The 12,702-nt window shown below is 46.8% G+C and carries 10 protein-coding genes and 1 other annotated feature; of the genes, 9 read left to right on the top strand and 1 reads right to left on the bottom strand.

Annotation, left to right across the window (positions count from 1 at the left end; all coding sequences use genetic code 11):
- Nucleotides 1–107 precede the first annotated feature (107 nt).
- The 9 genes from yajC to aroB all read left to right on the top strand — a co-directional run bounded on the left by yajC (nucleotide 108) and on the right by aroB (nucleotide 11,431).
- Nucleotides 108–374, top strand: a complete 267-nt coding sequence (yajC, locus tag ACLROL_RS02655) for a preprotein translocase subunit YajC (protein WP_087199738.1) — start codon at nucleotides 108–110, stop codon at nucleotides 372–374.
- A 141-nt stretch (nucleotides 375–515) separates the two neighbouring features.
- On the top strand, nucleotides 516–1,601 hold the full coding sequence (gene leuB / locus ACLROL_RS02650) for a 3-isopropylmalate dehydrogenase (protein ID WP_413067282.1): 1,086 nt from the start codon (nucleotides 516–518) through the stop codon (nucleotides 1,599–1,601).
- Between the two features lie 55 nt (nucleotides 1,602–1,656).
- On the top strand, nucleotides 1,657–3,330 hold the full coding sequence (gene ilvD, locus ACLROL_RS02645) for a dihydroxy-acid dehydratase (RefSeq protein ID WP_087199542.1): 1,674 nt from the start codon (nucleotides 1,657–1,659) through the stop codon (nucleotides 3,328–3,330).
- A 19-nt stretch (nucleotides 3,331–3,349) separates the two neighbouring features.
- Nucleotides 3,350–5,032 carry a biosynthetic-type acetolactate synthase large subunit gene (ilvB, locus tag ACLROL_RS02640; protein WP_221919127.1) on the top strand — a complete coding sequence of 561 codons (1,683 nt, stop codon included), beginning with the start codon at nucleotides 3,350–3,352 and terminating at the stop codon, nucleotides 5,030–5,032.
- A 59-nt stretch (nucleotides 5,033–5,091) separates the two neighbouring features.
- Nucleotides 5,092–6,180 carry a 3-phosphoserine/phosphohydroxythreonine transaminase gene (gene serC, locus ACLROL_RS02635; protein ID WP_087199546.1) on the top strand — a complete coding sequence of 363 codons (1,089 nt, stop codon included), beginning with the start codon at nucleotides 5,092–5,094 and terminating at the stop codon, nucleotides 6,178–6,180.
- Nucleotides 6,173–7,336, top strand: coding sequence for a phosphoglycerate dehydrogenase (locus ACLROL_RS02630; RefSeq protein WP_413067281.1), 1,164 nt, complete (start codon nucleotides 6,173–6,175; stop codon nucleotides 7,334–7,336). Before serC ends, ACLROL_RS02630 begins: the two co-directional genes overlap by 8 nt.
- 91 nt (nucleotides 7,337–7,427) lie before the next feature.
- The gene (locus ACLROL_RS02625) at nucleotides 7,428–8,915 is read left to right on the top strand and encodes a polysaccharide deacetylase family protein (protein WP_413067280.1); all 1,488 of its coding nucleotides are present in this window, start codon (nucleotides 7,428–7,430) and stop codon (nucleotides 8,913–8,915) included.
- A 65-nt stretch (nucleotides 8,916–8,980) separates the two neighbouring features.
- Nucleotides 8,981–9,228 (top strand) — a binding site (T-box leader).
- A gap of 95 nt (nucleotides 9,229–9,323) precedes the next feature.
- Nucleotides 9,324–10,337: a 3-deoxy-7-phosphoheptulonate synthase gene (gene aroF / locus ACLROL_RS02620; protein ID WP_087199740.1), complete on the top strand. Its 1,014-nt coding sequence runs from the start codon at nucleotides 9,324–9,326 to the stop codon at nucleotides 10,335–10,337.
- Nucleotides 10,338–10,372: 35 nt separating this feature from the next.
- Complete coding sequence (gene aroB / locus ACLROL_RS02615; RefSeq protein ID WP_087199742.1) at nucleotides 10,373–11,431, top strand: 3-dehydroquinate synthase; 1,059 nt, start codon at nucleotides 10,373–10,375, stop codon at nucleotides 11,429–11,431.
- 28 nt (nucleotides 11,432–11,459) lie between these two features.
- Here aroB and ACLROL_RS02610 read toward each other — a convergent pair whose 3' ends face one another.
- Nucleotides 11,460–12,641: a ribose-phosphate pyrophosphokinase gene (locus ACLROL_RS02610; RefSeq protein ID WP_087211141.1), complete on the bottom strand. Its 1,182-nt coding sequence runs from the start codon at nucleotides 12,639–12,641 to the stop codon at nucleotides 11,460–11,462.
- Between the last annotated feature and the right edge of the window lie 61 nt (nucleotides 12,642–12,702).

The following is a 12,702-nucleotide window of genomic DNA, read 5'->3' as shown; positions in this document are numbered from 1 at the left end:
TTGTGTATGATAGCAATAGTGTTTATCTGAAATAGGAGGAAGAAACGATGGAATACACAGTATTATCACAGTCAAGCAGCGGAGGATTATTTGCAAATCCGTTGTTCATGATCCTTTTTTATGTAGTGATCCTGGGCGGACTTTGGTTCCTGCTTATGAGACCACAGAAAAAAGAACAGAAAAGAATCCAGGCGATGATTGCTGATATGGAAGTTGGCGATACAGTTTTGACGACAAGCGGCTTTTATGGGGTTGTGATCGATATCACAGAAGAAGACGTGATCGTAGAGTTCGGCAACAACAAGAACTGCCGTATCCCGATGCAGAAAGCAGCCATCATGCAGGTGGAAAAACCGGGTGCAGAGACAAAATAAGAAGCAATGTAAAAAGAGGAATTCCTTTGATAGGAGGACCTCTTTTTTTCTATGTAAAACACTTTTGCAAGGTAAAGGGTTGAAACGAACGGGAAAATATTATATTATATTCTGTAACAGATTTTCTGGGAGGTAGATGACATGAATTTTAAAGTCGGAGTGATCAGAGGGGACGGGATCGGACCTGAGATCGTAGAAGAAGCAGTGAAAGTTTTAAATAAAGCAGGGGAAGCATTTGGACATACTTTCTCTTATGAGGAACTCCTTCTTGGGGGAGCATCCATCGATGCCCACGGGATTCCGCTCACAGAGGAGACTGTGGCGCGGGCAAGAGAATGTGATGCCATTTTGATGGGATCGATTGGAGGCGATGCCAAGACATCCCCATGGTATCAGTTGGAACCTTCCAAAAGACCGGAGGCAGGACTTCTGAAAATCCGAAAGGAGCTGAATCTTTTTGCCAATCTTCGTCCGGCTGTCCTCTACGAGGAGTTGGAGGGGGCATGTCCACTGAAGCCGGAGCTTACCCAGGGAGGTTTTGACTTTATGATCATGAGGGAGCTCACGGGGGGACTCTACTTTGGAGAGAGAAAAACAGTGGAGGAAAACGGCGTTCTTACCGCGTACGATTCCCTTACATACAATGAAAAAGAGATCCGGCGCATCGCTGTGAGAGCATTTGATATTGCAAGAAAACGCAGGAAAAAAGTAACGAGTGTAGACAAGGCAAATGTGCTGGATTCCTCCAGACTCTGGAGAAAAGTAGTAGAGGAAGTGGCGAAAGAATATCCGGATGTGGAGATGGAACATATGCTGGTAGACAATTGCGCCATGCAGATTGTCAAAAACCCAAAGCAGTTCGATGTGGTACTTACGGAAAACATGTTCGGCGACATCTTGTCTGATGAGGCAAGCATGGTAACCGGTTCTATCGGAATGCTGGCAAGCGCCAGCCTCAATGATACAAAATTTGGCCTCTATGAGCCAAGCGGCGGATCAGCTCCGGATATCGCAGGAAAGGGGATCGCTAATCCCATCGCAACCATTTTGTCGGCAGCTATGATGCTCCGGTTTTCCTTTGATCTTGACAAAGAGGCGGACGCCATCGAAAATGCCGTTGCCAAAGTGCTGAAAGAAGGATACCGCACGATCGACATCATGTCGGAAGGATGTACCCAGATCGGAACAAAAGAGATGGGTAACAAGATCTGTGAAAGAATGCAGTAGAATAAGGCGGAAAAAGAGGCATATAGAGAAAAAAAGCAGCTAGGAGGAAGAATTAATGAGAAGTGATACAGTGACAAAAGGGACGCAGCAGGCACCGCACCGATCTCTGATGAATGCGCTTGGTCTCACAAAAGAAGAGATGGAAAAACCACTTGTGGGGATTGTAAGCTCTTACAATGAGATCGTTCCGGGGCACATGAATCTTGACAAAATCGTGGAAGCAGTAAAAATGGGGGTTGCAATGGCAGGCGGGACGCCGATCGTATTTCCAGCAATTGCTGTGTGTGACGGCATTGCGATGGGACATATCGGGATGAAATATTCTCTCGTAACGCGTGATCTTATCGCTGACTCTACGGAAGCGATGGCGATGGCACATCAGTTTGATGCCCTTGTCATGGTTCCAAACTGTGATAAGAATGTGCCGGGACTTTTGATGGCAGCAGCAAGAATCAATGTCCCGACGATCTTTGTGAGCGGCGGCCCGATGCTGGCAGGACATGTGAAAGGAGAAAAGAGAAGTCTTTCCAGTATGTTCGAGGCAGTCGGTGCCTATGCTGCCGGAAAAATCGACGAAAATGAATTAAACGAATTTGAGTGCAAGACATGTCCGACATGCGGATCCTGTTCCGGGATGTATACAGCCAACAGTATGAACTGTCTGACAGAAGTGCTCGGTATGGGACTTAGGGGAAACGGAACAATTCCAGCAGTCTACTCCGAACGGATCCGTCTGGCAAAGCATGCCGGAATGCAGGTTATGGAGCTTTGGAGAAAGAATATCTGTCCGAGAGATATCATGACGAAAGAGGCTATTTTAAATGCACTGACTGTCGATATGGCACTCGGGTGTTCCACAAACAGCATGCTCCATCTTCCGGCTATCGCACACGAGATCGGCATGGACTTCGAAATTGATTTTGCCAATGGAATCAGTGAAAAGACACCGAATCTTTGTCATCTGGCGCCGGCCGGACCGACATATATCGAGGATCTCAACGAGGCGGGAGGCGTCTATGCTGTCATGAATGAGCTTGACAAAAAAGGCCTTCTGCACACAGACTGTATGACAGTGACAGGAAAGACAGTAAAAGAAAATATAGCTGGATGCGAAAACTTAAATCCTGAAGTCATAAGACCGATCGACCATCCATATAGTGAAACGGGTGGCCTTGCGGTTCTCAAAGGCAATCTTGCTCCGGACGGAAGCGTTGTAAAGCGTTCCGCTGTAGTGGAAGAGATGATGGTACACGAGGGGCCGGCAAGAGTCTTCGAATGCGAAGAAGATGCCATTGAGGCGATCAAAGGAGGAAAAATCCGCCCAGGCGATGTGGTAGTGATCCGTTATGTAGGACCGAAAGGCGGACCAGGCATGCCGGAAATGCTGAATCCGACCTCTGCCATTGCCGGCATGGGACTTGGGTCCAGTGTCGCGCTTATCACAGACGGACGGTTCTCAGGGGCGTCCAGAGGGGCATCCATCGGACATGTATCCCCGGAAGCGGCAGTGGGAGGCCCGATCGCGCTTGTGGAAGAGGGGGATATCATCAAAATCGATATTCCTGGCCTTACCATCACACTGGATGTCCCGGAAGAAGAACTGGAACAGAGAAAAGCAAACTGGAAACCAGTTCCTCCGAAGGTAACAACAGGTTATCTTGCCCGCTATGCAGCTATGGTTACCAGCGGCAACAGGGGAGCAATTCTGCAGTCCCCGGAATATAAATAAACGGTAAAGGAGAAAGCATATGCAGCTTACAGGAGCAGAAATTGTAATCGAATGTTTAAAAGAGCAGGGCGTGGATACCGTTTTTGGATATCCGGGCGGAGCGATCCTGAATGTATATGATGCGTTGTATAAACATAAAAATGAGATCACACATATTCTAACATCCCATGAGCAGGGGGCAGCCCATGCTGCGGACGGATATGCGAGAGCAACCGGAAAAGTGGGGGTCTGTTTTGCTACAAGCGGTCCCGGAGCAACAAACCTTGTGACGGGGATTGCCACGGCATATATGGACTCTATCCCAGTGGTTGCCATTACGTGCAACGTGGGTGTATCGCTGCTCGGAAAAGACAGTTTTCAGGAAATTGATATTGCAGGGATCACGATGCCGATCACAAAGCACAATTATATCGTAAAAGATGTCAATGATCTGGCAAAAACGATCCGGAGAGCATTTATCATTGCGAAAAGAGGAAGGCCAGGACCGGTTCTCATCGATATCCCGAAAGATGTGACGGCAAATCTGGCTGAATATGAGCCGAAGATGATCGTGCCGCCTGAGAAAAAAGAGGATGTGTGCGAGAATGACCTGAAAATTGCGGCAGCGATGATTCAGGAAGCAAAGAAACCTTATATATTCATTGGAGGCGGAGCAGTTCTTTCCGGCGCAAGCGAAGAAATTTTTGAATTCGTCAAAAAGATAGATGCTCCGGTTACGGATTCTCTTATGGGAAAAGGGGCATTTCCGGGGACGGATCCGTATTATACCGGAATGCTCGGAATGCATGGTACAAAGACAGCCAACCACGGTGTAAGTGAATGCGATCTGCTTGTTGTTCTTGGAGCTCGTTTCAGTGACCGTGTAACTGGAAATGCTTCCAAGTTTGCGTCAAACGCTAAAATCCTGCAGATCGACGTTGATCCTGCAGAAATGAACAAAAACGTTGTTATTACGCACGGAGTGACCGGAGATCTCAGTATCGTGCTGAAAAAGCTGAATGCCATGATCAGCCAGCAGAATCACGCGGAATGGATTCGGACGATTGAAGCGTACAAAGAAAAATATCCGCTCAAATACCATCCGGATGTGTTGACAGGACCGTTTGTTGTGGAAGAGATTTACCGTCAGACAGAAGGAGATGCTATTATTGTCACGGAAGTCGGTCAGCACCAGATGTGGGCGGCGCAGTATTATAAATATAAAGAGCCGCGTACATTTCTTACATCCGGCGGACTTGGGACAATGGGATATGGTCTTGGTGCGTCTCTCGGAGCCAAGATGGGGCGCCCGGACAAATGTGTAGTCAATATTGCAGGGGACGGATGTTTCCGTATGAATATGAATGAAATCGCCACAGCAGTGAGACATCAGATTCCGATTATCCAGGTTGTGATCAACAATCATGTACTTGGCATGGTACGTCAGTGGCAGAATCTGTTTTACGGTCAGCGTTATTCCGCAACCGTGCTCAATGATAAAGTCGATTTTGTAAAGCTGGCGGAAGCGATGGGGGCAAAAGCATTCCGCGCTCAAACAAAAGAAGAATTCCAAGATGCATTTCAGAAAGCAAGAAGTCTGGGCGAGCCGGTTGTCATTGATTGCCAGATCGATTGTGACGACAAAGTGTGGCCGATGGTTGCACCTGGGGATGCTATAGACAAAGTTTTTGACGAAGAGGATCTTAAGAAAAAGATGCAATAGAATAAATCAAATAAAAGCCGGGCGAATGGGGAATGTTTGGCGGATATTCAGGAGGGAAAATGAAGAGAGTATATAATTTTTCAGCTGGTCCGGCCGTATTGCCGGAAGAAGTCTTAAAAGAAGCGGCGGCGGAGATGCTTGATTACAGGGGGACGGGAATGTCTGTTATGGAAATGAGCCATCGTTCGAAAACATTCGCCGGAATCATACAGACAGCTGAGCAGGATCTCAGGGATCTGCTTGCCATTCCGGATAATTACAAAGTCCTGTTTTTGCAGGGCGGAGCATCCACGCAGTTTGCCATGATACCGATGAACCTTATGAGGCGCAAGAAGGCGGACTATATCATTACGGGACAGTGGGCAAAAAAAGCCTGGCAAGAGGCGCAGAAGTATGGAAAAGCCAATGTGGCGGCATCTTCCGAGGACAAGACATTCTCCTATATTCCCGATCTGAGTAATCTCGCCATTTCGGAGGATGCGGACTATGTATATATCTGTGAGAACAATACGATCTATGGTACAAAGTTTAAGACATTGCCGGATACCAAGGGGAAACCTCTCGTTGCAGATGTTTCTTCCTGCTTCCTGTCTGAACCTGTAGATGTGACGAAATATGGAATACTCTACGGAGGAGCGCAGAAAAATATTGGTCCTGCAGGAGTGACGATCGTGATTATAAGGGAAGACCTTATCACAGAGGAAGTCCTTCCAGGCACACCGACGATGCTCCGCTACAAAACACACGCGGATGCGGGCTCTCTCTACAATACCCCGCCGGCTTATGGAATCTATATTTGCGGGAAAGTATTCCGCTGGCTTAAGAATCTGGGTGGACTCGAAGAGATGAAAAAGCGCAATGAGGAGAAGGCAAAGATTCTCTATGACTACCTGGATTCCAGCAGTCTTTTTCATGGGACAGTAAAGAAGAAAGACCGCTCTCTCATGAACGTTCCGTTCGTGACAGGGGACAAAGATCTGGATGCCAGATTCATACAGGAGGCCGAGGCCTCCGGTCTTGTCAACCTGAAAGGACATCGTTCGGTCGGTGGAATGAGAGCAAGTATATACAATGCCATGCCAAGAGAAGGTGTGGAGACACTTGTGGACTTTATGAAAAAGTATGAAAAGGAGATTCTGAATGTATAAGTATCATTGCTTGAATGCCATTTCAAAAAGCGGACTGGACATCTTTCCGGAAACATATGAAGCACAAGAGACGATGGAGTACGCGGATGCTGTCCTCGTGAGAAGCGCGCCTATGCATGAGATGGAATTTCCTCTGTGCCTGAAGGCTGTCGCCAGAGCGGGAGCGGGCGTCAATAATATCCCGCTGGAAGCTTGTGCGGAACGGGGGATCGTTGTGTTTAATACGCCCGGAGCCAATGCAAACGGGGTAAAGGAACTTGTCATTGCAGGGATGCTTCTGGCTTCAAGGGACATTATGGGCGGAATTGAATGGGTCAAGGCTCACGCCGGGGAAACAGATGTGGCAAAAAGGGCGGAAAAGCAGAAAAAAGAGTTTGCGGGCTGTGAGATCGAGGGAAAGAGACTTGGAGTGATCGGTCTTGGTGCTATCGGTGCGCTGGTGGCCAATGCAGCTCTTCATCTCGGAATGGAAGTGTACGGGTACGATCCGTATTTGTCTGTTGATTCGGCATGGAGTTTGTCGCGGCATATCCGACATGTGAAAGATGTGAATGAAATATACAGCCAGTGCGATTACATCACAGTACATGTACCGGCTTTGGAAAATACAAAAGGAATGATCGGGAAGGACGCCGTTCAAAAGATGAAAGACGGCGCTGTCCTTTTAAATTTTGCACGGGACATTCTTGTCGATGAACAGGATGTCATGGATGCATTGGAAAACGGAAAACTGAAAAAATATGTGACAGATTTTCCAAACCCGCAGACTGCGGGAAAAGATGGGGTTATCGTTATTCCTCATCTGGGGGCGTCCACGGAAGAGTCGGAAGAAAACTGTGCCAAAATGGCTGTAAAAGAAATCCGGGAATACCTTGAAAATGGCAATATCCGAAATTCGGTTAATTATCCGGACTGTGATATGGGAAAGCGGGGCAGCAATGCCAGGATCACGATCCTGCATCACAATGTTCCAAACATGATTGGACAGTTTACCGCAATTCTCGCGGGAAGAGACCTTAATATTGCCGATCTGACAAATAAAAGCCGGGGGAAATACGCATACACAATGATTGACGTGGATGCAGAAAATCTGGAAGGAATGGAAAAGGACATCGAAAAGATACGGGATGTCCTGAAAGTTCGGATCATCTCATGATGTCAGAGGAAAAGTTTCTTGTTTCCGAAGAAAAAGTACGATATACTTCTACGTGTAGAAATATCGTACTTTTTTTGTGGGGTGTATACGAATGAAAAAAAGAAGACATGACTTCCGGATAAAACCGGAAAAGAATGCCGTGAAGGGGAGAAAAAGAAAACGGCAGAATTTGAGACTGATAGTTGCAGGAGCGGCCTGCATGCTGCTTTGTATGCTGGTCATGATTCTGATCGGAGGTCCGTCCATGCCGGAAGGAAAAGATGAGACAGTCATTTGTCTGACCGCGGATTCTGTAGAAATTATGCAGGATGGGCAGATCCCGGAACTGAAGGCAAAGGCCAAGTTCGCTGATCATGTGAAAGAAACAGAGAAAACGAAGCTTCTGAGCAAGGAAGCGGAGTATACAGTGCAGGATCTGGCAGACGATCTGAATCGGGGAGACGGGTACGAGATCGAGTGCAGTGCAGACGGCACGGTGGAGGGGACATTCCCGGTCAAGATCCGGCTTTCCAGTGATCTCAGGAATTCCCTGGAGAGTGAATGGCTTGGAAAAGTAAAGCTGGAATTAAAAACCGGAGAGGTAACTGTAAAAAACAGTTACGGGAGCTGGGACAAGGATCGCTTCAAAAAGAATGACGGCACTTATGCAGCAAATGAATTTATCAAGTCTAAGGGAGAGACCTTTTATTTTGACGGGAAAGGCAAGCTGACCAAAGGCTGGCAGACTATCGGCGGAGCACGATATTATTTTGAAAAAGACGGCAGCATGAAGATCGGATGGCACAAATCGAAAAAGGCAGTATATTACTTAAAAGATGACGGCAGTGCCGCCGTAGGCTGGCAGACCATCGGCGAGGATCGGTATTACTTTGATCCGGATGGCAAAATGCTGACTGGAAAGAAAAAGGTCGGAGTGCAGGAGTGTATCTTTGCAGATGACGGAAAACTGAAGTCGGTTTCCGGCGGAGCAGATCCGGATAAGCCGATGATCGCCCTTACATTTGATGATGGGCCGGGACCAAGGACGGGAGAACTGCTGGAACAGTTGGAAAAGCATAACGCCAGAGCGACCTTTTTTATGCTCGGTAAGAACGCGAAAAAATATCCTCAGTTTGTCAAAAAGATGACGGAAATAAACTGCGAACTTGGCAATCACTCTTATGATCATGCAAAACTGACAAACCTAGATGAACAGCATGTAAAAATGCAGATCAAAGATACGAATGAGGCAGTAAGAGACGCGAGCGGGCAGCCGCCGACTCTGCTGAGACCACCATACGGAGCAGTCAATGACATTGTCAAAGAAAACGTCGGAATGCCGATGATCATGTGGTCCATTGATACGCAGGATTGGAAGACAAAAGATATGCAGCAGACAGTGGACGCTGTTCTCTCTAAAGTAAAAGACGGGGATATCATACTGATGCACGACATCCATTCTTCCAGCATCGACGCGGCGCTCAGACTCATACCGGATCTTCAGAGACGGGGGTTCCAGCTTGTTACGGTATCAGAACTTGCACAGGCGAGAGGAGAAACGATGCAAAATGGCGGAAAATATTTTCAATTCTATAGATAGAAAAAGTGTTGACAAACAGATTGTCGTGAAGTAAGATAAAAACAACTTAAAAATGAATCTGCTTTGAAAATACAGTGAAAAGAAGTAGTAGGCATCATGGAAAGTCACAGAGAGTCCCGGATTGGTGGAATGGGATACGAGAAGTGTTGCTGAATTCGTCTTGGAGTAGAGTGCTGAATGCGCAGGCTAGTAGGCATTTCCGGCAGCAGCCGTTATCTGCAAAGGTATATCTTTTTGTGAGAGTACCTGTTGAGGCAGTCATCGAGAGATGGCTGTGAATTGAGGTGGAACCACGGTATTGATCGTCCTCTGGAGTTTTCCAGAGGACTTTTTTTATTCCACAGGAAAGTCCTTTTAAATTCCGTTTTGATATTTTCGATGCAGGAGAAAGAACAGGAGGAACAGATCATGATTATTGTATTGAAGCCAAGAACCGCAGAAGAGGACCTGAACCGGGTAGTAAAGATGGTAGAAGGGAAAGGTCTCGAAGCCCATGTTGTAAGGGGAGAAGAGATGACGATCATCGGGTGTATCGGGGACACGGTGCGTATCGACCCGAGATTGTTTGAAGTGGACAGGAGTGTAGATAAGGTCATGCATGTCCAGGAACCATATAAGCTGGCAAACAGAGCGTTCCACCCGGAAGACTCGACAGTGGATGTGTCAGGAGTGAAAGTGGGCGGCGGACATATGGCAATGATTGCCGGTCCGTGTTCTGTTGAGACGGAAGAGCAAGTGATCGAAGTGGCGCGGGCTGTAAAGGCAGCAGGAGCAAATCTCCTTCGCGGAGGCGCATTCAAACCGCGTACGAGCCCGTACTCTTTCCAGGGACTGGGCTTGGAAGGACTGGATCTTTTGTGTAAAGCAAAGGAAGAAACAGGACTTCCGATTGTGACGGAACTGATGTCGGCGGAATATCTTGAAATTTTTGATGAAAAAGTGGATCTTATCCAAATTGGTGCAAGAAATATGCAGAATTTTGATCTTCTGAAACAGCTTGGACAGACAAAAAGACCAATCCTCCTTAAGAGGGGACTGAATGCCACATACGAAGAATGGGTTATGTCAGCCGAGTACATCATGGCTTCGGGAAATGAGAATGTCATTCTCTGCGAACGAGGGGTCCGTACATTCGAAACATATACAAGAAACACGTTGGATCTTCAGGCGATCCCGGTTTTGAGAAGAATGACACATCTTCCGGTCATCATCGATCCAAGTCATGCAGGAGGAAAATGGTGGCTTGTGGATTCCATGGCAAAAGCAGCTGTGGCAGCAGGAGCGGACGGTTTGATGATCGAAGTTCACAATAATCCGGAGCTGGCACTGTGTGATGGCGGACAATCTTTAAAACCGACAAAATATGCAGACCTTTTAAAGCAGCTTTCTAAGATTGCAGCGGCAGTAGGAAAAGAGTGGTAAATATTCCAAGGAAAGAAGTAAAGGCGGGAAGGGACATGAAATTGAATGTAAATCTGGGGGAGAAGAGTTATGAGATTTTTATTGAGAGAGGCGTTTTGAGAAGGGCTGCGGATCTGATCGCAGAAGTATTCCACGGGAAGAAGATCATGATCATTTCAGACGATCGTGTGTATGGATATTACGGAGAAGTTCTGAAAGAGCAACTTCAGACAAAGTGGGAATGTTACGAAGCGGTTGTCCCTCATGGAGAAGCATCAAAGAGTATGGCGATCCTGCCGGAGATCTATGGAAAGCTTCTGCAGGCAAAACTTTCCAGGAGCGATCTCATCGTAGCGCTCGGAGGGGGAGTGGTAGGAGATATGGCTGGATTCGCAGCTGCGACCTATCTGCGAGGGATTCCCTTCATACAGATTCCTACATCTCTTTTGGCTCAGGTGGATTCTTCCGTCGGAGGGAAGGTGGCGGTTGATCTGAAAGAAGGAAAAAACCTCGTAGGGGCTTTCTATCAGCCGAAGCTCGTTCTCATCGATCCAGACGTCCTTTCGACACTTCCGAAACGTTATATCAACGATGGGATGGGGGAAGTCATCAAGTACGGCTGCATAAAAGACAGAGGACTCTTCGATATACTGAAAAAGGCAAGGTCGTTTGAAGGGCTTGGAGAGGAGCTTACGGGAGTGATAGCCCGTTGTGTGGATATCAAACGACAGATAGTTGAGGAGGATCAATATGACACCGGGGAAAGGATGCTTTTGAATTTCGGACATACATTGGGACACGCTGTGGAACAGAAATTTGCCTATGAAAGAGAAAGTCACGGAGAGGCAGTGGCAGTTGGAATGTACCAGATTACGAGGATTGCCGAGGAGAAGGGAATGACAGAAGAAGGGACAGCAGAAGAACTCAGAGAAGTGCTGAAATCCTATGGTCTTCCGATCAGCGCCGGGGTAAAGATGAAAGAGTTGAAAGCTGCGATGATGCTGGACAAGAAAAATCTTAACGATCGTCTGCGGATTATTCTGATCAAAAAAATGGGAGAAAGTTTTATTTTTCCGACAGATGTTACGTTTTTTGAAGACGATATAACTGTATGATTCAAAAAAGGATAAGAGCACAAGGCTCTTATCCTATTTTTTTTAAGCGGTGCTTATCCAGGAGAGCGTGAAGCTTGTCCGTAGGATTCAGAACCGAACTGATGGAGATATCGTGATTCAGGGAGTCGATGATAATGGCAAGAAATTTGCTCATATCCGCTTCCACAAAATATGGTTTTTCATAAATTTCCGGCGGAAGATAAGTAAGGTTTGTTGTGATCAGACGATCGATATAGCCGGTATTATAGTAATCGTCAAATTTTTGGAACCCTTCTGTGAAAAGGCCGAAGGTTGTACAGACAAACACACGGGATGCGCCGCGGTCTTTGATCTGCCGTGCAACATCCAGCATACTTTCTCCGGATGCGATCATATCGTCCACGATGATAACAGTCTTTCCTTTCACGTCATCGCCAAGGAATTCATGGGCAACAATCGGATTCTTTCCGTTGATGATCGTGGAATAATCGCGGCGTTTATAGAACATTCCCATGTCTACGCCAAGAACATTGGAAAAATACACAGCACGGTGCATAGCTCCTTCGTCCGGGCTTACGATCATCAGATGTTCCTTGTCAGTCTGAAGCTCAGGTTCTGCTTTTAAAAGAGCCTTCATAAACTGATACGGCGGATTGAAATTGTCAAATCCTTTTAATGGAATCGCATTCTGGACACGTGGGTCATGGGCGTCGAATGTGATGATATTGGAGACACCCATATCGACCAGTTCCTCCAGAGCAAGGGCACAGTCCAGAGATTCGCGTTTCGTGCGTTTATGCTGGCGGCTTTCATAGAGAAACGGCATGATAACGTTGATCCGTCTGGCTTTTCCAGTAGCAGCGGAAATAATACGTTTCAGATCCTGATAGTGATCATCCGGCGACATATGATTGAGATGTCCGTTTACAGAGTAAGTCAGACTATAATTGCAGATATCAACCATCACAAACAGGTCTTTTCCGCGGATCGTCTCGTTTAAAATACCCTTTGCCTCCCCGGAGCCAAACCGAGGACAGCTGTGTTTTACAAGATAGTTTTCCTGCATATAAGTAGAAAAAAGTGCAGAGTCTACATATTTGTTCAGGGATTCCTTACGGAACTGCACAATGTAGTCATTGACTTTCTCTCCCATTTTTTCGCAGCTTTTTAAAGCAGCGATTTTCAGTGGGGCAACAGGCAGAGCCTGTTCCAGTAATTGAATATTTGGCATTATTGGTCTCCTATATCGTTTGTATTTCCAGATTTTGGTTCTTTTTACGTTTGCAAAGGCT

The sequence above is a fragment of the Sellimonas sp. genome (assembly GCF_047234585.1).
GTDB classification, from domain to species: Bacteria; Bacillota; Clostridia; order Lachnospirales; family Lachnospiraceae; genus Sellimonas; species Sellimonas caecigallum.
Note: the sequence above shows the minus strand (reverse complement) of the source record. Positions and strands in the feature narration are given on the sequence as shown.